Here is a 19,119-nt window from a genome sequence, read left to right on the forward strand (position 1 = left end):
CCCTGCTCGGGGTCTGACGCGAAGAGGTCAGGTCGTGATCATAGGTGTCACAGATGGGTACGAGGCCGGATGTGTCGGGGTCGTGACCCGGGCCGGCGGTCAGTTCTCCGCGCCGTGGCCCATCGCGCGCAGCATCGAGAGCATGTCCGCGCGAGAGGTGGCGTCGAGGCGGCGGCGGATCCGGGCGACGTGGTGCTCGACGGTCTTCGCCGAGATGAACAGCCGGGCGCCGATGTCCCGGTAGGTCAGACCCATCACCAACAGGTTTGCCACCTCGGCCTCGCGGTCGGTCAGGCCCGCGCTGAGCTCGCGTTCGGTTCCCGCGACGGTGCCGGGTGCCGACGACGCGGCCGGACGCAGGGAGCGCGCGACCTGCAGCAGCGTGGTGGCGGTCCTGGTGTCCGAGGCGCGGAGCGCGGCCTCGCTGGCGAGACGGGCACCGTCCCATGGCAACCCGATGCGGTCCAGGGTGCGGGCGGACTGTTCCACCACGGTCGCGTCGATCTCGCCCTGCAGCACCCGAAGCCAGGCGCGGCCCGCGGCCGCGAGGCCTGCCGCGTACGGGCTGGTCTCGGCCGCGACACCGAGGGCGTTGGCGTGCGGCAGCAGTTCCGCCGGGCTCTCGGCCAGGATCGCGGCCTGCACGCCGTACCAGTGCAGCGGCGAGCCCCACAGCGTCGGTTCGCCGAGCCGGGTGAGTAGCTCCCTGGCCTGTTCGATGAGATGCGCCAGCCGGTCGGTGTCCCGCAGTCGGGCCGCGCCAAGCCACAGTTCGCCGAGCGGCAGCAGGCTGAAGAGATCGGCCGAGTGCTCCGCGATGACACCGTGTGCCCGCTCCCAGGAGTTGGTGAGGGCGCCGATGTCCCCGACACGGCGGGCCAGTCCGACCCGCAGCGCCGCGACGAACAGCGCGTCGCGCGGCGCGGGTTCGGTGTCCGTCGGCATCCCGTCGAGCCGGGCCGTCGCGGCGTCCAGGTCGCCGCGGATCATGGCGATCCAGGTGAGGAGCAACTCGTGCCGCTGACGGGTGGTGCTCTCGCGTGGCTCCGTGTCCAGGGCCCGCTGCAGCACGGCCTGGGCGCCCGCGAGTTCGCCGCAGGCGATGCCTGCCAGCGCGGTGATGGCGGCCCCGCTGTCGGGGAGCATTCGGGGGCGGGAACCGTTGACGGACAGGGACAGTCCACGGGTCAGCGAGTTGACCGCGATCGCGACCTGGCCGTCGATCGACTGCCGCAGGCCCTGCGCGAGCAGCGCGGCACCCGCGGACGTCGACGTCGGGGGCGCGCCGGCCTGGCGGTCCGTCATGGCCTCGGCCTGTGCCGGCCGCCCCGCCGCCAGCAGCACGGTGGCCGCGACGGGTGCGTCGGGGCCGACGCGGGCCGGGCCGAGCCATTCGTAGAGATCGGCGCTGCGGCCGAGCATGCCCTGCTGCGCCGCGACGCTCGCCGCGATCCGCACGGCCGCGGCGAGTTCGGTGTCGGTCAGGTCCGCAGCCCGTTCGAGCAGGCCGTCGGTGAGCGCTACCGCGGTGTCGAAGTCTGCGCACAGCGCCGCCGCCTCCGACCAGCGCAGGGCAAGGGCGGCCCGATCGGCGCCGGCGCGGACGGCCTCGGCGTACAGGCTCGCGGCCAGCGATGGTTCGGCGTCTTCGGCGGCACCACAGAGGAACTCGGCGAGATCCGGATCCGTCACGCCCGCCTCCCCGTAGGCGCGGGCCGCGGGGAGGTCGAGGGTGCCGTCCGCCAGCTTCGCGCGCAGCGAGTCGGCGTGCAGCCGGGCCACCCGCTGCGTTCCGAGGACGGCGGCGAGCGGTTCGCGGGCCACAGGCAGGAGGGCGTGCGAGACAAGCCCGGTGCCGCGGGCCCGGTCGATCAGGTCCTGCGCCGCGGCCGGGTCGACGGACAACACCCGGACGAGTTCGACGGGGTCGGGACCGGAGCCGATCGCCGCGATCGCCAGGGTGCACAACAGGTCCGCGTCGAGTTCGGCGAGCCGGGCGCGCAGGTGTGCGGCCGTCGCGGCGTCGAGTACCCGTTCCAGCGCGGCCTGGGTGCGGGGCTCGGCGGGGTCGAGGTGGGACAGGGCGCCGAGCGCCGCGTCGACGGTGTGCAGGCCACCCCCGGTGATCCGCAGGATGGCGGCGGCCAGCCCGATCGGAAGGCGCACGCCCAGTGTCGATTCCGCGCGAACGACGATGTCCCGCGCGGACATCGGGTCGAGGACCAGCGAGCCGAGCGCGTCGCCGAGCGCGCGCAGGACCCGGCTGTGCGGCCTGGGTTCGGTCGCGACGATCACGGTGATGTCCTGGCGGTGCGCGACCAGCGTCAGCGCGTCGACCGCGGTGTCGGGCAGCCGATGGGCGTCGTCGACGACCAGCGCTCCGCCGGGTTCGAGGTCCGCACCCGCGGTCGTGGCGACGGTGGTCCCGTTGGCCCGCAGGTCTTCTCGGATGGCGGCGAGCAGGGCCGATTTTCCGCTGCCGGCCGAGCCGCGGATCAGCATGTGCGGGTTGCCCGTTCGCGCAGCGGCGAGGAACGCCTGCGCGCCGGGCATCCCGGCGAGCGTGGTCGCCGGGATGACGGTGGGTTCGGAGGTCAGCACGGTGACGGGTCCTACTGCCCGCCGCCGAGCAGTCCGCCGACGCCCTGTCCGACGCCGCCGACCACCCCGCCAAGGCCGCCGAGCACGCCGCCGACGCCGTTGCCGACACCCTCCACCACGCCGCCGACGCCGTTGCCGACACCGGTGGCAACCCCGCCGACGCCGTCGACGAAGTCGTTCGCGATCTGGCCGCCGCCGTCACCCTGCGGGGGCGCGGGTGGGGGCGTGTAACCGCCGCCCGCCGGGGGTGCGGGCGGGGGTGTGTAGCCGCCGCCCGGTGCGGGCGCCGGCGGGGCCGGTGCGGGGGCGGGGGCGGGGGCTGCTGCCGGGGAGCCGGGTGCGGCGGCGGGGGCCGCGCCGCCGGTCGAGTTGGCGGAGGCCTGTCGAGCGACGGGGCCCGCGTCGGACCGGATCGGGGCGCCGGTCGGGTCCAGCCGGACGGGGGAGTCCCCGGTCGTCGGGCTCACGACGCCGTCGACGACCGGAAGGACGGTCCCGTCCGGTGCGACCGTGGTGGTGACGCTGTGGCCGCTGGTCGTGGCACCCCGGCTGGTGTCCGCGTTGGACGGAGTCTGCGCGCCGGTGCCGAGCGAGAGCCCGCCCGCGGCCAGCAGGGCGATCGCGGCGGCTGCGGCGGCGACGATGGCGGCCTTCTTGGGGGTCGAGAGCGAGGCGCCCCGGGACGCGGGCCGGATGCCGGGACGGGGACCCGTGGACCCGGGCAGCACCGGCGCGACCTCCATGACGGTGGTCGCGGCGGCGGCCACGGCGGCAGGGACGACCGCAAGCGGCGCGGTGTTGGCCCCCTCCGCGGCGGCGATGATCGCGGCGCCATGTGCGGCGGTTCGCTCGGGATGGGCGTCGGCGATGACGGGCAGCCGTAGCTCGGCGGAGAGCAGCTCGGCAACCAGCGGCATCGCCGAGCTACCGCCGATCAGCAGCACCTGACTGACGTCGGACAGGTCGACGCCCGCGTTGCGCAGCGTCTCCCTGACCAGTTCGAGGGAGTCGGCCAGCGGCTCCCGGATCAGGTCCTCCAGCTCGGCTCGTACCAGCCGGACGTCGCTGTGCACGCCGGGCAGATCGATCCCGATCACCGTTTCGGTGTCCGAGGACAGCGCCTCCTTGGCGGCGCCGCAGCGCGCCCGCAGCTGAGCGAGTGCGTTCATCGTGTCGGGGTCGAAGGGGTCGAGAGCGCCTGCCTCGCCGACGACGCCGTCGAGCACGTAGCGCAGCGTCAGGTGATCGAACTCGGATCCGCCGAAGTCCTCGGACCGCATCGGCTTCCCGATGATCCGGGGAGTCTCGCCCGCGCTGACCAGCGTCACGTCGAGGCTGGTGCCGCCCAGGTCGTAGACGAGCACCAGGTCGTCGGAGGCGCCTGCGCCGTCGCGGGACCCGTCGCGCTGCAGCCATGCGACCGCGGCCTCGGGCTCGGGGACGAGCGTGACCCCGGTGAGGCCGGCGCGGTCGAGCGCGGAACGCAGCGCGTCGACGGTGTGGCTCGGCCAGACGGCCGGGTACGCCGCCGCAACGGCAGGCGACTCGTCGAGTCCGGCCGAGGACGCCTCGATCAGGCACTGCATCGCGGTGACGACGAGGTCCTCGCCGGTGTGGGTCGAGCCGTCGTCCGCGACGAGCGCGACGGGATCGCCTACGCGGGTGGCGAAACCGGAGATGACGGTTCCACGTGGAACGTCCCCCTCGTACCGGTTGGGCACGCCGAGAACCGCGGGGGTGTCCCCGCCGAGCGCCAGGGTCGAACTCGCGGTGATCGACGGTCCCTGAGCGTCGGCGGTGTGCTCGAGGGCGGCGACCGCCACCGAGTTCACGGCGCCGACGGTGAGTCCGAGTCCAACAGTCATCGAAGTGTTCTCCCGTGCTCGCCCCGGGGCTTCCGCCGCCGGGGTGGCTGACAATTCTCCCCGTGGCCTGAGCCAGGGGCGGGTGGCGATTTCCCGGGTTCTTGGACCGGGGGTGGGGGCCGAACCTGGCCCCCGCTGTTGCCCACTGTGTCGGGTCACGCGCGTGTTCCGTTACCGATTCGGCGACAAACGCGCAGATGGGGGAGGTATCCCCTAACGGGGGGTGATCCCCTATCGGCCCCACCCCCCACGCGGCCTGCGAGGCAGGGGAGTTCACCCCGTTGGGGCGGGCTGTCCGCGTACCTAGCGTTGAGGGCAATCGTTTCGCGTCGTCTATCGCGATCCGTTCGACCAGACCTCAGGAGATCGACATGACCACCAACGCTCTTCTCGACTTCATCCTCAGCCTCCTGCGTGATGACGAGGCGAGGGCGCTGTACTGCCAGAACCCGGATGCGGCGTTGGCCGCCGCCGGGCTGGGCAGTGTGTGCGCCGCGGACATCTCCGCGGTGGCTCCGCTGGTCGCCGAGTCGGGTCTGTTCGCGGGCGCCGCTGGTGAGCTGACGAGCATCGTGAACGCGGGGCTCGGCACCGCCGTCGGCGGCGCACTGGGCGGCGGTCTCGGTGGCGGCCTCGGACTGGGGGGTGGCCTCGGTCTGGGCGGCGGCCTCGGTCTCGGCGCAGGCGCGGGCCTCGGGCTCGGTGGTGGCCTCGGTCTCGGTGGCGGCATCGACCTGGGAGCGGATCTGAGCGCTGCCCTGAGCGCCGCGCTGGGGGCTGCACTGCAGATCGGTGGTCAGATCGGTGCCGATCTCGGTGCGGCCATCGGCGCGGCCCTCGAGGCCTCGCTCGGTCTGGGTGGCGTCGTGGACGTGAACGCCGCCCTCGGGCTGGGCGGCGCGCTCAGCGGCGCGCTCGGCGGTGCGCTCGGAGTCGGCGGTGACCTGGTGGCCGAGCTCGGCGGCGCGCTGAACGCTGCGCTGAGCGGGGTGACCGACCTGGACCTGGGCGGGGCGCTCGACCTCGGTGCGGTGCTGGGCAGTGCTCTCGAGGTCGGCGGCGACATCGGCGCCGACCTGGGTGTCGCGCTCGGAGGGGTGCTCGGCGCCGCGTTCGGTGCGGGCGGCGACCTCGGTGGCGCGTTGTCCGCCGCGTTGGAGGGTGGCCTCGATCTCGGCACCGCGCTCGGTGGCACCCTCGGCGGCGCGCTCGGCCTCGGCGGCGAGCTGACCTCGGGTCTGACCGGTGCGCTCGACGCGGCGCTGGGGCTGGGTGGTGGCCTCGACCTCGACGGCGTGCTCGGCCTCGGCGGCGGCCTGACCTCGGGCCTGACGGGTGCCCTCGACGCGGTGCTCGGCTTGGGCGGTGGCCTCGGCGGCGGACTGGACCTGGGCGGTGACCTCGGTGCGGCGCTGAGCGCTGCGCTGGGCGGTGCGCTCGGTGCGGGTGGCGATGTCGCCGCCGATCTCGGTGGCGCGCTCGGTGGCACGCTCGGCGCCCTGGTCGATGCGGGCGCGGGGCTGGATCTGGGCGGGGATCTCGGCGCCACGCTGGCCGGTGCGCTCGGCGGTGCGCTCGGGGTGGACGGCGGCCTCACGGCCGGGCTCGGTGCGGCGTTGGATGCGGCGCTTGGTGCCGCGGGCGGACTCGACCTGGGTGCGGAGGGTGGTCTCGGCGGATCACTGAGCACCGCGCTCGAGGGCGTGCTCGGCGCGGGCGGTGAGATCGGCACGGATCTGGGTGCTTCGCTCGGAGGGGTGCTCGGGGCGGCGCTCGGTGCCGGCGGCGGACTCGGTGGCGCGTTGTCCACCGCACTCGAGGGCGGCCTCGATCTCGGCACCGCGCTTGGCGGCACTCTCGGCGGCGCGCTCGGTCTGGGCGGCGACCTGGGCGGCACTCTCGGCGGTGCGCTCGACGCGGCGCTCGGTGCGGGCGGTGGCTTGGACCTGGACGGTCTGCTCGGCCTCGGTGGCGGCCTGACCTCCGGCCTGACGGGTGCGGTGGATGCGGCGCTGGGTCTGGGCGGTGGCCTCGGCGGCGAACTGGACCTTGGTGGTGACCTCGGCGCCACGCTGAGCGCGGCACTGGGCGGCGCGCTCGGTGCGGGTGGAGATGTCGCCGCCGATCTCGGTGGCGCGCTTGGTGGCACTCTCGGCGCCCTGGTCGATGCGGGCGCGGGCCTGGATCTGGGCGGTGTGCTCGGCGCGGGCGGCGAGATCGGTGGTGACCTCGGCGCCACACTGGCCGGTGCGCTTGGCGGTGCGCTCGGGGTGGACGGCGGCCTCACGGCCGGGCTCGGTGCGGCGTTGGATGCGGCGCTCGGCGCCGCGGGCGGACTCGACCTGGGTGCGGAGGGTGGTCTCGGCGGTTCGCTGAGCACCGCGCTCGAGGGCGTGCTCGGCGCGGGCGGGGAGATCGGCACGGATCTGGGGGCTTCGCTCGGAGGGGTGCTCGGGGCGGCGCTCGGTGCCGGCGGCGACCTCGGTGGGGAACTGGAGGCGGCGCTGGGCGGCGCGGCGGGCGGCACCGGCGAGATCGACCTCGGCGGCGCACTCGGCACGGTGCTCGGCAGCGCTCTCGATCTCGACGGCGGCCTCGCGGGCGGGCTGGGCACGGCCCTCGAGGGCGCGCTCGGCGCGGGCGGCGCGCTCGGCGGAGACCTCGACCTCGGCGGGGCCCTCGGCGGCGGCCTGGACCTGGGCGGCGCGGTCGACGGTCTGCTCGGCGCGGGCGGCGGGCTGGACCTGGGCGGCACGCTCGGCGGCCTCCTCGGAGCGGGTGGCGGGCTTGGCCTCGACGCGGATATCGACGCAGGCCTCGACGCGGCGGCGGGCCTCGGCGGTGGCCTGGACGCGGTCGCGGGCCTCGGTGGCGGCCTGACCAGCGGCCTGGCCGGCGGTCTCGGTGGCCTGTTCGATGCGGGCGCCGGCCTCGGCGGCGGCCTGACCGGTGCGCTGGGTGGCGCCGCGAACGCGGGTGCGGACCTGGGTGGCGCGCTGTCGGGTGTGGCGAACGCGGGTGCCGAGCTGGGCGGCGGCCTGACCGGTGCGCTGGACGGCGCGGCCAACGCGGGTGCGGAGCTCGGCGGCGGCCTGACCGGCGCGCTGGACGGCGCGCTGGGCGGCGCGGCGAATGCGGGTGCGGAGCTGGGTGGCGGCCTGACCGGGGCGCTGGACGGCGCGGCCAACGCGGGCGCGGACCTGGGCGGCACGCTGTCGGGTGTGGCGAACGCCGGTGCGGACCTGGGCGGCTCCCTGTCGGGCGTGGCGAACGCCGGTGCGGAGCTCGGCGGCGCCCTCTCGGGTGCCGCGGACGCGGCCACGGACCTGACGACCGGCCTCGACGCCGTCGCCGGGCTCGGCGGCGCGGTCAGCGGTGCGGTCGATGCGGGCATCGGCGCCGGCGCGAGCGGCGCGGCCTCGGCGGGCGGCGAGCTCGGCGGCGCCTCCGACCTGGTCGGCGGGATCAGCTCCGACCTCGGCGGTGCCACCGCGGCCACCGGGAACGCGTGGTCGTCGCTGGACGCCTCGAACGCCTTCGGCAGCGAGGTCAGCGCCACCCACGAGGCGGATGCCGGGTTGTTCGGCGAGGGGCTCGGCGGCATCGGCGGCGGCCTCTTCGGAGACGCCGACGCGACCGGCGCCGCCGAGATCGGCGGCGAGGCGGCTACCCACGCGGACCCGCTGCTGCCCTGATCGACCTGTAACGGAGCCGGCCCCGTACGCGTTATTGCGTGTGGGGCCGGCTCTGTGCTGGATACCGTGAAAATCGCTCGCCGCGAGCGTCCGTCCGGGCGCCCGCGGCGCAAAGGGGATTGTGGGTCGGGTTCATGGACAACGCAGCTGCTTCGGCAGTCGAACGCACCGCCGCGGCACAGGCGACGGCCGCGGACATGGTGGCACTGCTCGAGCGGACCGAGGGCATCGCCAGGACCGCCGGGCGAGCCGATCTGGTGGACCGCCTCGAGCTGGCCAAGAATCGGGTGCTGGACCCGCGGATGCGGATCGTCGTGGTCGGCCCGCTCAAACAGGGCAAGAGCCAGTTGGTGAACTCGCTGCTCGGCCTGACCGTGTGCACGGTCGGCGACGACGAGACCACCGCGGTGCCGACGGTCGTGCAGAACGCGCAGACCGCGAGCGCGGAGTTGGTGCTCGCCGAGCCGGGAGCCGAGGCCGTCCGGGTGGCGCTGCCATTGGAGGAACTGAGCGCCGTCACGCCGTCGACCCCGCTGGCCGGCGGGCGTGAGGTGCTGCGGGTCGAGGTGAACGTGCCGAGCCCGCTCCTCGCCGACGGCCTGGTGCTGGTGGACACCCCCGGCGTCGGTGGGCACGGAAACCCTCATGCGGCAAGCACTCTCGGCCTCCTGCCCGCCGCCGACGCGGTCCTGGTGCTCTCGGATGCCAGTCAGGAGTTCACCGAGCCGGAGGTCGCGTTCCTTCGGCAGGTGCTTGGCCTGTGCCCGGCCGTGGCCTGCCTGATCAGCAAGACCGACCTGTACCCGCACTGGCGGGAGATCGTCGAGGCGGACCGCGGCCACCTCGGCCGCGCCGGGCTCAGCGTGCCGTTGATCCCGGTGTCGTCGGCGCTGCGCTCGCACGCGGTGCGGCTGCAGGACGAGGAGCTGAACGTCGAGTCGGGGTTCGCCGACCTCTACGCGTTCCTGCGCGAGCAGGTGGTGGCCAAGGGGGACGTCACCACCCGACGGGCAGTGGCGCTGGACGTGCACTCGGTCACCGAGCACCTGACCCTCGCACTCGGCAGCGAGCTCGCCGCGCTGCGCGACCCGGCCAAGGGTGCGGCGGCCGTTGCGGAGCTGCAGAAGGCCAAGGTCGCGGCCGAGGAACTGCACAAGCGCACCTCGCTGTGGCAGCAGACGCTCTCCGACGGCGTCACCGACCTGGCCGCCGACATCGACCACGACCTGCGGGACCGGCTGCGCCGCGTCACCCGTCAGGCCGAGGAGTCCGTGGACGAGGGTGATCCGGGCAAGGACTGGGCGGAGCTCGGCGAGTGGCTCGAGCAGCAGGTCGCGACCTCGATCGGCGACAACTTCGTCTGGGCGCACGACCGCGCGATCTGGCTGGCCGAGGTGGTGGCCGGGCACTTCGCGGAGTCCGGGTCGGTGGACCTGCCGCACCTCGACGTCGCGGACCTGGGCGGGGTACTCGAGCCGGTCAGCTCGCTCGCCGACCTCGAGTCCGGGAGCATCGGCATCACCCAGAAGATGCTCGTCGGCATGCGCGGCTCGTACGGCGGCGTGCTGATGTTCGGGCTGATCACCACACTGATGGGGATGGCCCTGGTGAACCCGATCTCGGTGGGGGCCGGGCTGGTACTGGGCACCAAGGCATATCGGGACGACCGGGAACAGCGGATCCTCAAGCGCCGCAGCGAGGCCAAGGTCGCGATCCGGCGGTTCGTCGACGACGTCAGCTTCCAGGTGAACAAGGAGTCGAAGGACCGGCTGCGGCTGATCCAGCGACTGTTGCGCGACCACTTCACCGCCATTGCCGAGCAGACCCTGCGCTCGCTCAACGACTCGCTGCGCGCCGCGCAGGAGGCCGCGAACCTGGCCACCACCGAACGGACTCAGCGCACCGCCCAGATCGAGCAGGACATGCGCGCGCTCAACGAGCTCAAGGAGCTTGCGGCACCGATCCTCCCGGTGGGGATCGAACGGTGAGCGGGGGCGCGCTGGCACAGGCGCGGGCCCTGATCGGTGCGGCACGCGAGGCCTATGCGGGCGATCCCGCGGTGCGCAGGCAGCTCGACGAGTGCGCCGAGCGCATCGATCAGCCGCTCCGGGTCGCGCTCGCCGGCTCGCTGAAGGCGGGTAAGTCGACGCTGCTCAATGCGCTTGTGGGGCAGGACATCGCGCCGACCGACGCCACCGAGTGCACCCGCGTCGTCACCTGGTATCGGCAGGGCCCGACGCCGACGGTCACGGCGTGGTACCACGGCGACCGGTCCTTCAACGTGCCCGTCCAGCGGCGCGAGGGCAGCAGCCTCACCTTCGACCTCGGCGCGATGACGGCCGCGGAGGTGGACCGACTGGACGTGGAGTGGCCTGCGCGGGCGCTCACCAACACCACCATCATCGACACACCGGGCACGTCCTCGCTCTCGCGCGACGTCTCGGCCCGCACGCTGGAGATGCTCACCCCGGAGGACTCGGCCTCCGGCGCGGATGCCGTTGTGTACCTGCTGCGCACCCTCGCCGCCACCGACGTCGCCTTCCTCGGCCAGATCGGCTCGCACGTCGGCGGCGAGTCCGGCCCCCTCGGGGTGGTCGGGGTGGTCTCGCGCGCGGACGAGGTGGGGGCGGGCCGCCTCGACGCGATGATGTCGGCCAAGGAGGTCGCGTCCCGCTTCGCCACCGAGTTGGAGCTGACGGGGCTGTGTCAGGCGGTGGTCCCGGTCGCCGGCCTGCTGGCCCTCGGCGCGCGGACGCTACGGCAGCGCGAGTACGAGGCCTTCCGTGCGCTGGCCGAGGTGCCGCCCGAGGACCTGCAGCTGGCGATGCTGTCCGCGGACCGGTTCGCCCGCCCGGACAGCCCGCTGCCGGTGGACGCGCACACCCGCGCCCAGTTGGCGCACCGTTTCGGTCTCTTCGGAATCCGGTTGGCGGTCACGCTGATCAAGCTCGGCACGCCCGATTCGCCCAGTCTCGCGACGCAGCTCGTCGAGCGCAGCGGCCTCCACGAGCTGCGACAGGTGATCGACGTGCAGTTCGGTCAACGGGCCGATCAGCTCAAGACGCACTCGGCCCTGCTCGCGCTCACGCGTGTGCTCTCGGCCCACCCCCGCGCCGAGTCCGCGCCGATCCGCGCCGCGGCGCAGCGTCTGCTCGCCGATGTGCACGGCTTCCAGGAGCTGCGGCTGCTCGGCCGGTTGCGCTCGACCCGGCCGAACCTGTCCGACGAGGACGTCGCGCAGCTGCAGCGGCTGGTCGGGGGGTTCGGCATCGGGCGCAGCGAGCGGCTCGGGCTCCATCCCGATGACGGAGTCGCCGCGGAGCGGGCCACGGCCCTCGCAGCGGTGCGCAAGTGGCGGACGTGGGCCGAGCATCCGCTGCTGGACCAGTTCACCGCGCGCGCCTGCGGGATCGCCGCGCGCAGCGCCGAGGGTGTGCTCGCGGAGCTGGCCGGGTAGTGCCGCGCCCCGGTGTCGTGCGCACACACCTGGTGACGTCATCACACCGGGTTTGGGCGCTCAAGCGCTGTGCGATCCCGGCAAAAACTGTGTGAACGTGGGGGATTCGCGGTGGCTTCGGCGGTCAGTGCCGGAGCCAGCGGCTCACCCCGGGCGCGAACAGCGCGGCGACGCCGATGGCCACCAGTCCGGCGTAGACGAGCGGGGCCCACTCCAGCACGCCGCCGGAGGCCTCGCCCGCGTCGACCATGAGCGACCAGAACACGATCGCGGCGGCGACGGAGACGACGCCGACCACCGCGAGGGCGAGCCGGGCCGCGTTGCGTCGCCCGCCGAGCAGGTGCAGACAGATCAGTCCGGCGACCAGCAGCAGCGCGGCGGCCGACGCGCAGCCCAGCAGGGTGACCGAGACGGTGTCGGCGATGTCGCGGTTGGCGGTGCCCGGCCGTTCGGCGGACAACGCGGACTCGAGCGCATCGCGGACCGCGGTCAGCTTGAGCGCGGTCGCGGCGCCGATGCCGATCAGGACGGCGAACGAGCCGATCCAGGCGGACCGGGCGACGGTGATCGCGCGCGGCGGGGTGTCGGCTGGTGCCGGACGCAGCGGGGTCGCGGAGAACTCCGGGCGCGGCGGCTGCGGGCGGTGCGGCGGCTGCGGGGGTGCGGCCTGGGGCGGGACTCCGAACTCCTGCTCGCCTGCGTTGTCCATGCTTGGGATCGTAGGCCGAGCCTCGCTAGGCGCCGTACTCCCACGCGTTTTCGCCGGGGGTGCACCTGATCACCCTGCCGTCCCGCGTCTGTGACCGGTCCTCGACCGAGGAGTCGCACGGCGACCCGAAATCGTGGACGCCGTTGATCGTTCCGTTGGTGCCGGTCCAGACGCCACCGTCGGGGTTGTGGACGCAGGAGAGTTGGTTGCCGGTGTCGGCGTCGACGCCGACCCGATTCTCCGAACACGGTCCGCCCTCGGACCCGACGATCGGATCGACGGCGGGCGGGTGCACGCCACCGGGATGCGCGACTGCGGTGCCCGCGATCCCGAGCGCGGGCAGGCCGATCAGAGCGGTGACGGCGGCGGCGCGGACGGCCGCGGTGATTCGGTTGGTGGACATGACGACAGACCATTTCGTGTGTGGTGGTGCGGCCGGGGGTCGCCGGACACTTCCAACGCTATGGCGGTCGTCGACCGCACACCATCACCAGAAGGGGTGAAAGCCCGCATACCGCTTTCGTGACCGACCGTGGCGGGCGACACACCCGGGTCCCGGGAACAAAACCCGAATTGTCCCCGTTGACCATTTCGACAACCTTGAGTGAACCAGACTCAAGTTCGAGCTTGACTCCCACGCTGATGGGTTGCAAACTTGAGCGTGTAGCACTCACTTAGGGTGAGATGGCCAAGAAATGCCAGCACAACCAGCCCCGGCGCCTTCGTTGCCGGGGGTGCTGCGACAAGTAGGAGGAACACTATGGCTCGTGCGGTCGGAATCGACCTCGGGACCACCAACTCGGTCGTGTCTGTGCTCGAAGGCGGCGAGCCCGTAGTGGTCGCCAACTCCGAGGGCTCGCGCACGACCCCGTCGATCGTCGCCTTCGCCAAGAACGGTGAGGTGCTGGTCGGCCAGCCCGCGAAGAACCAGGCGGTCACCAACGTCGACCGCACCATCCGCTCGGTCAAGCGCCACGTCGGCACCGACTGGAACGTCGAGATCGACGGCAAGAAGTACACGTCGCAGGAGATCAGCGCGCGCACGCTCATGAAGCTCAAGCGTGACGCGGAGGCGTACCTCGGTGAGGAGATCACCGACGCCGTCATCACCGTGCCCGCGTACTTCGAGGACGCGCAGCGTCAGGCCACCAAGGAAGCCGGCCAGATCGCCGGCCTCAACGTGCTCCGCATCGTCAACGAGCCCACCGCGGCCGCGCTGGCGTACGGCCTTGACAAGGGCGAGAAGGAACAGACCATCCTGGTCTTCGATCTCGGCGGCGGCACCTTCGACGTGTCCCTGCTCGAGATCGGCGACGGCGTCGTCGAGGTCCGCGCGACCTCCGGCGACAACCACCTCGGTGGCGACGACTGGGACGAGCGCATCGTCTCCTGGCTCGTCGACAAGTTCAAGGCCACCTCGGGCATCGACCTGACCAAGGACAAGATGGCCCTGCAGCGTCTGCGCGAGGCCGCCGAGAAGGCGAAGATCGAACTGTCCTCCTCGCAGAGCACCTCGATCAACCTGCCCTACATCACCGTCGACGCGGACAAGAACCCGCTGTTCCTCGACGAGCAGCTGACCCGCGCCGAGTTCCAGAAGATCACCTCCGACCTGCTCGACCGCACCCGTGCGCCGTTCCAGGCAGTGATCAAGGACAGCGGTATCTCGGTCAAGGACATCGACAACGTCGTGCTCGTCGGTGGCTCCACCCGCATGCCCGCCGTCTCGGACCTGGTCCGCGAGCTGACCGGCGGCCGTGAGCCCAACAAGGGCGTGAACCCGGACGAGGTCGTCGCCATCGGCGCCGCCCTGCAGGCCGGCGTCCTCAAGGGCGAGGTCAAGGACGTGCTGCTCCTCGACGTCACCCCGCTCTCCCTCGGCATCGAGACCAAGGGTGGCGTGATGACCAAGCTCATCGAGCGCAACACCACCATCCCGACCAAGCGCTCGGAGACCTTCACCACGGCGGACGACAACCAGCCGTCGGTGCAGATCCAGGTGTTCCAGGGTGAGCGCGAGATCGCCTCGCACAACAAGCTCCTGGGATCCTTCGAGCTCGCGGGCATCCCGCCGGCCCCGCGCGGCGTGCCGCAGATCGAGGTCACCTTCGACATCGATGCGAACGGCATCGTGCACGTGACCGCGAAGGACAAGGGCACCGGCAAGGAGAACACGATCAAGATCCAGGACGGCTCCGGTCTGTCCAAGGAGGAGATCGAGCGGATGGTCAAGGACGCCGAGGCGCACGCCGAGGAGGACAAGGCCCGCCGCGAGGAGGCCGAGGTCCGCAACCAGGCCGAGTCGCTGGTGCACCAGACCGAGAAGTTCATCAAGGACAACGAGGACAAGGTGCCCGCGGACGTCAAGGAGAAGGTCGAGGCCGCCATCGCGGAGGCCAACACCGCCCTTGCCGGCAGCGACATCTCCGCGGTGAAGTCCGCGGTGGAGAAGCTCGCCACCGAGTCCCAGGCTCTTGGTGAGGCGATCTACAAGGCGCAGGCCGACGAGGCCGCGGCAGGCACCGACGGCGCAGGCCCGAGCCAGGGCGACGACGTCGTCGACGCCGAGGTCGTGGACGAGCCGTCCGATCAGGACAAGAAGTGACCGAACGGGACGCCGACCGCGAACCAGTAGTCGACACCGAGACCCCGGCCGCCGCTGATGCGGCGGCCGGGGCCGCGGCCGACACCGAGGACACCGTGGACGAACTGCTCACGCTGACCTCGGAGCTCGAGAAGGCCAGCACCGAACTGGGCTACGCGAAGGCGGAGATCGCCAACATCCGCCGGAACTCGCTCGTCCGGATCGACCAGGCCGTCGCGGCCGAGCGGGCCTCCGTGGTCGGCAAGTTCCTCGACGTGGTGGACGACCTGGACCGGGCGCGTGCGCACGGTGACCTGGAGTCGGGCCCACTGAAGGCGCTGTCCGACAAGCTCGCCGGGGTGTTCGACGGCCTCGGCCTCGCGGCCTTCGGTGAGGAGGGAGACACCTTCTCCCCGGAGCTGCACGAGGCAGTGCAGGTCGAGGGCGACGGCGACAATCCGGTGCTCGGGACGGTCCTCCGCAAGGGCTACCGCCTCGGCGAGCGGATCCTGCGGACGGCGATGGTGACGGTCACGGACGGCGCGCCTGCGCCGGACGAGGCCGCGGAGTAGTTACACAGGAAGCAACGAGAGGAGGAGACGCCCGGTGAGTGAGCGGGAGTGGATCGAGAAGGACTTCTACAAGGAGCTGGGCGTCTCCTCTGATGCTTCGGCGGACGAGATCAAGAAGTCCTACCGGAAGCTGGCACGGGACCTGCATCCCGACGCCAACCCCGGTGACACGGCGGCCGAGGAGCGGTTCAAGGCCGTGAGCGAGGCGTACGCCGTGCTCTCCGACACGGCCAAGCGCAAGGAGTATGACGAGGCCCGCCGGCTGTTCGCCAGCGGCGGCTTCGGCCGCGGCGGTTACCGCCCCGGCGCCGAGTACACCACGGCCGGCGGCGGTTTCGGCGGCAGCGAGTTCAACATCGGCGACCTGTTCGGCGGTGGCACCAGCTACACCGCGGGCGACGGCGGTATCGGCGACATCTTCGGCGGCCTGTTCGGCGGTCGCGGTGGCGCGGGCACGCGGACCGGCGCCGGCACCCGCCCGCAGCGGGGCAGCGACGTCGAGGCCGAGACCACCCTGCCCTTCCGCGAGGCCGCGACGGGCGTGACGGTTCCGTTGCGGCTGACCAGCCCGGCCTCCTGCACCACCTGCCACGGCAGTGGGGCGAAGCCGGGCACCAGCCCGCGGGTCTGCCCGCGCTGCAACGGTTCCGGGATCGTCAGCAGGAACCAGGGCGCGTTCGGGTTCAGTGAGCCGTGCGACGACTGCCGCGGCACCGGCTCGATCATCGACGACCCGTGCACCGACTGCCACGGCACCGGTGTGCAGAACCGCACCCGCAGCCTCACCGTCCGGATTCCGCAGGGCGTGAGTGACGGGCAGCGGATCAGGCTGGCAGGGCAGGGCGAGGCGGGCCTTCGCGGCGCGCCGTCGGGCGACCTGTACGTCACCGTGCACGTCAAGCCGGACAAGGTATTCGGCCGCAACGGCGACGACCTCACCGTCACCGTGCCGGTCAGCTACGGCGAACTGGTGCTCGGCACCACGGTCTCCGTCCCCACCCTCGAGGGCCGGGTCGGCGTCAAGATCCCTGCGGGGACCGTCGACGGCCGGATCCTCCGGGTGCGCGGACGCGGGGTGCCCAAGCGCAGCGGCGGTGCGGGCGATCTGCTCGTGACCGTCAAGGTCGCGGTGCCGCAGGATCTCGACGAGACCGCCACCGAGGCGCTGCAGACCTATCTGTCGGCCGAGAAGGCCAGCGGATTCGATCCGCGTGCGGGCTGGGCGGGTGCGTGATGACCGCGCCCCGGGGGCCCGGTCACAGCCGGTCTGAGGTGCCCGCGGACCCGGACGCCCAGGTCTTCGTGATCTCGGTGGCCGCGGAGCTGGCGGGCATGCACGCCCAGACGCTGCGAAACTACGATCGGCTCGGCCTGGTGACCCCGCACCGCACCACCGGTGGGGGACGCCGTTACTCGCCGAGGGACGTGGCCCTGCTGCGCGAGGTGCAGCGGCTGTCCCAGGACGAGGGCGTCAACCTGGCGGGCATCAAGCGGATCATCGAGCTGACCAACCAGGTGGAGGCGCTGCAACGGCGGGTCACCGAGATGGCGACCGAGATCGCCCAGGTGCACGCCAGTTATCGGCGGGACCTGGTGCCGATCCCGCGCAACAACGCGCTGGTTGTCTGGAAGCCCCGGCACGAGCGCTGATCCTGATCCACCGACTGCCCCCGACCGATAATCGGTCGGGGGCAGTCGTGTTTCTCGGATGGCCACGGCCTCCACATCGGAGCCCGCATCCGGCGAATTGCGTGATCGTGGTGGGAGCACCGTGAGACAGTGGGCCATGACCGTTCTCGGGTCGTGGTGAGCGATGGTCGAGAAGGTGCGCGTCGTGGTCGCCGACGATCATCCGCTCTTTCGTGACGGCGTCGTCCGGGCGCTCGTCGGGAGCGGCGCCGTCGAGGTGGTGGGGGAGGCCGACGACGGGGCCACCGCGCTGGCGTTGATCAGGGAGCACCGACCGCAGGTCGCGCTGGTCGACTACCGGATGCCGCAGCTCGACGGGAGTCAGGTCGCGGCCGCCGTGCGCCGCGACGAACTGGGCACCCGGGTACTGCTGCTCTCCGCGCACGACGAGTCCGCGATCGTGTACCACGCCGTGCAGGAGGGCGCTGCCGGGTTCCTGCCCAAGGAGTCGACGCGGGCGGAGATCGTGGCCGCGGTCCTCGACTGCGCGAAGGGGCGCGACGTGCTCCCCGCCGGCCTGGCCGCTGGCCTGCTCGGCGAGGTCAGGCGGCACGCCGAGCCAACCGGCCCGGCGCTGAGCGCCCGCGAGCGGGAGGTGCTGGCGGCGATCGCCCGCGGGCTGACGATCCCGGCCATCGCGGGCGAGCTGTTCCTGGCGCCGTCCACCGTCAAGACCCACGTGCAGCGGCTGTACGAGAAGCTGGGGGTGAGCGACCGCGCGGCGGCGGTGGCCGAGGCCATGCGCCGGGGATTGCTGGAGTGACGTGGCGGGCCGCGACCGGGACCGCGTCGTCGAGCGGTACGCGACGGAGGCCGTGCGGGTCACCGCCCTCCTGCGGCTCCCGCTGATCGCGCTGATCGCGCTGCTCGGCCCCGTCGTCCGCATCGAGCACTGGATGCCGACCGTGTTCCGGCTGGTCCTGCTCGGATACGCCGTCGCGGCCGCGGTGTGGCTGGTGGTGGTGCTGCGCAGGCAGGTGCGGCCGTGGGCGGGCTGGGCGTCCACCGGTGTCGACATCGCGGCGCTGCTCGCGCTCTGCCTGGCGTCCGGCGGCGCGACCTCCTCGCTGCTGCCGGTGTTCTTCCTGCTGCCGGTGGCGGTGGCGTTCCAGTACCGGCCCGCGCTGACGGCCTGCCTCGGCACCTGCACGGCCGTCGGCTACCTGCTGGTGTGGATCTTCTACGCCGTCCGCGACGACCTCGTCGACCTGCCGGGAGTGGTGTTCCTGTACTTCGGTTTCCTGCTGTGGCTCACCGCCGCGACCACTGCGCTGTCCTTCGTCCTCGTGCGCCGGTCGGGGACGGTGATCGCGCTGCTGGACGTGCGGCGCCAGCTGGTCGCCGAGTCGATGGGGGCGGAGGAGCGCGAGCGCAGGCGATTGGCCGAGCACCTGCACGACGGCCCGCTGCAGAACGTCCTCGCGGCCAGGATGGACCTCGAGGAGGCGATCGAGCGCGACCGGGACCCCGCCCTCGTGGCCGCGGAGGCCGCGCTGCGCGAGACCGCGACCCAGCTCCGCTCGACGGTCACCACGCTGCACCCGCAGGTGCTCGAGCAGTTGGGCCTGACGGCGGCGCTGCGCGAGCTGGCCGAGGGGTACGGGCGCCGCGGCTACGAGATGCGGGTGCGGTTGGCGGAGGTGGGCAGGCCGGAATGCCAGTCGCTGCTCTACCGGGTGGCCAGGGAGGCGCTCGGCAACATCGACAAGCATGCGCACGCCCATCGGGTCGAGCTGCAGCTGGCCAGAACCGCGACGGCCATCACCCTCGAGGTGGCCGACGACGGTGTCGGGTTCGACCCGGGCGAGCTGCCCGCGCGCGTCGCCGAGGGGCACATCGGGCTGGCCTCGCAGTTCCTCCGGATCGAGAATCTGGGCGGGACGCTCGAGCTGACGTCGGCGCCGGGGGAGGGCACCCGCGTGCTGGCGACGATCCCGTCGCCGTGAC

The 19,119-nt window shown here is 72.8% G+C and carries 13 protein-coding genes; 9 read left to right on the top strand and 4 right to left on the bottom strand.

The features are described 5' to 3' along the window. Positions 1-99: 99 nt before the first annotated feature. Together BR31_RS28775 and BR31_RS0114700 are read right to left on the bottom strand one after the other, a co-directional pair. Complete coding sequence (locus BR31_RS28775) at positions 100-2,553, bottom strand: LuxR C-terminal-related transcriptional regulator (protein ID WP_081830494.1); 2,454 nt, start codon at positions 2,551-2,553, stop codon at positions 100-102. Between the two features lie 59 nt (positions 2,554-2,612). Then, positions 2,613-4,466 (bottom strand): Hsp70 family protein, encoded by a 1,854-nt coding sequence (locus tag BR31_RS0114700; RefSeq protein WP_027501620.1) that lies wholly within the window; start codon positions 4,464-4,466, stop codon positions 2,613-2,615. A gap of 371 nt (positions 4,467-4,837) precedes the next feature. On the opposite strand from BR31_RS0114700, the gene BR31_RS32445 reads away from it, so the two are divergent. The 3 genes from BR31_RS32445 (at position 4,838) to BR31_RS0114715 (ending at position 11,618) form a co-directional block, all read left to right on the top strand. After that, positions 4,838-8,161, top strand: coding sequence for an IniB N-terminal domain-containing protein (locus BR31_RS32445; RefSeq protein WP_051637440.1), 3,324 nt, complete (start codon positions 4,838-4,840; stop codon positions 8,159-8,161). 134 nt (positions 8,162-8,295) lie between these two features. Then, positions 8,296-10,149, top strand: coding sequence for a dynamin family protein (locus tag BR31_RS0114710; protein WP_027501621.1), 1,854 nt, complete (start codon positions 8,296-8,298; stop codon positions 10,147-10,149). Then, positions 10,146-11,618, top strand: a complete 1,473-nt coding sequence (locus tag BR31_RS0114715) for a dynamin family protein (RefSeq protein WP_027501622.1) — start codon at positions 10,146-10,148, stop codon at positions 11,616-11,618. The genes BR31_RS0114710 and BR31_RS0114715 overlap by 4 nt, the downstream gene beginning before the upstream one ends. Before the next feature lie 124 nt (positions 11,619-11,742). On the opposite strand, the gene BR31_RS28785 is transcribed toward BR31_RS0114715, so the two are convergent. Together BR31_RS28785 and BR31_RS28790 are read right to left on the bottom strand one after the other, a co-directional pair. Next, positions 11,743-12,327 (bottom strand): hypothetical protein, encoded by a 585-nt coding sequence (locus BR31_RS28785; protein WP_051637441.1) that lies wholly within the window; start codon positions 12,325-12,327, stop codon positions 11,743-11,745. Positions 12,328-12,352: 25 nt separating this feature from the next. After that, positions 12,353-12,730 carry a hypothetical protein gene (locus BR31_RS28790; protein ID WP_051637442.1) on the bottom strand — a complete coding sequence of 126 codons (378 nt, stop codon included), beginning with the start codon at positions 12,728-12,730 and terminating at the stop codon, positions 12,353-12,355. A 357-nt stretch (positions 12,731-13,087) separates the two neighbouring features. Between BR31_RS28790 and dnaK the strand changes: the two genes are divergently transcribed. From dnaK to BR31_RS0114755, 6 genes are all read left to right on the top strand, one after another. Beyond that, positions 13,088-14,932, top strand: a complete 1,845-nt coding sequence (gene dnaK / locus BR31_RS0114730) for a molecular chaperone DnaK (RefSeq protein WP_027501623.1) — start codon at positions 13,088-13,090, stop codon at positions 14,930-14,932. Next, positions 14,929-15,483: a nucleotide exchange factor GrpE gene (grpE, locus tag BR31_RS28795; RefSeq protein WP_037176730.1), complete on the top strand. Its 555-nt coding sequence runs from the start codon at positions 14,929-14,931 to the stop codon at positions 15,481-15,483. Before dnaK ends, grpE begins: the two co-directional genes overlap by 4 nt. A 34-nt stretch (positions 15,484-15,517) precedes the next feature. After that, positions 15,518-16,717, top strand: coding sequence for a molecular chaperone DnaJ (gene dnaJ / locus BR31_RS0114740; protein WP_027501624.1), 1,200 nt, complete (start codon positions 15,518-15,520; stop codon positions 16,715-16,717). Next, complete coding sequence (locus tag BR31_RS0114745) at positions 16,717-17,133, top strand: heat shock protein transcriptional repressor HspR (RefSeq protein ID WP_027501625.1); 417 nt, start codon at positions 16,717-16,719, stop codon at positions 17,131-17,133. The genes dnaJ and BR31_RS0114745 overlap by 1 nt, the downstream gene beginning before the upstream one ends. Before the next feature lie 163 nt (positions 17,134-17,296). Next, positions 17,297-17,935, top strand: coding sequence for a response regulator (locus BR31_RS0114750; protein WP_027501626.1), 639 nt, complete (start codon positions 17,297-17,299; stop codon positions 17,933-17,935). A 1-nt stretch (position 17,936) separates the two neighbouring features. After that, positions 17,937-19,118: a sensor histidine kinase gene (locus BR31_RS0114755; RefSeq protein WP_027501627.1), complete on the top strand. Its 1,182-nt coding sequence runs from the start codon at positions 17,937-17,939 to the stop codon at positions 19,116-19,118. Position 19,119: the final 1 nt, after the last annotated feature.

This window comes from Rhodococcus sp. UNC363MFTsu5.1, assembly GCF_000686785.1.
Taxonomy (GTDB): domain Bacteria; phylum Actinomycetota; class Actinomycetes; order Mycobacteriales; family Mycobacteriaceae; genus Rhodococcus_G; species Rhodococcus_G maanshanensis.

Excerpts from the sequence above, each read along its gene's own strand:
- BR31_RS28775 (WP_081830494.1), bottom strand. The coding sequence starts at position 2,553 with ATGCCCGGCGCGCAGGCGTTCCTCGCCGCTGCGCGAACGGGCAACCCG.
- BR31_RS0114700 (WP_027501620.1), bottom strand. The coding sequence starts at position 4,466 with ATGACTGTTGGACTCGGACTCACCGTCGGCGCCGTGAACTCGGTGGCG.
- BR31_RS32445 (WP_051637440.1), top strand. The coding sequence starts at position 4,838 with ATGACCACCAACGCTCTTCTCGACTTCATCCTCAGCCTCCTGCGTGAT.
- BR31_RS0114710 (WP_027501621.1), top strand. The coding sequence starts at position 8,296 with ATGGACAACGCAGCTGCTTCGGCAGTCGAACGCACCGCCGCGGCACAG.
- BR31_RS28785 (WP_051637441.1), bottom strand. The coding sequence starts at position 12,327 with ATGGACAACGCAGGCGAGCAGGAGTTCGGAGTCCCGCCCCAGGCCGCA.
- BR31_RS28790 (WP_051637442.1), bottom strand. The coding sequence starts at position 12,730 with ATGTCCACCAACCGAATCACCGCGGCCGTCCGCGCCGCCGCCGTCACC.
- dnaK (WP_027501623.1), top strand. The coding sequence starts at position 13,088 with ATGGCTCGTGCGGTCGGAATCGACCTCGGGACCACCAACTCGGTCGTG.
- BR31_RS0114745 (WP_027501625.1), top strand. The coding sequence starts at position 16,717 with ATGACCGCGCCCCGGGGGCCCGGTCACAGCCGGTCTGAGGTGCCCGCG.
- BR31_RS0114750 (WP_027501626.1), top strand. The coding sequence starts at position 17,297 with ATGGTCGAGAAGGTGCGCGTCGTGGTCGCCGACGATCATCCGCTCTTT.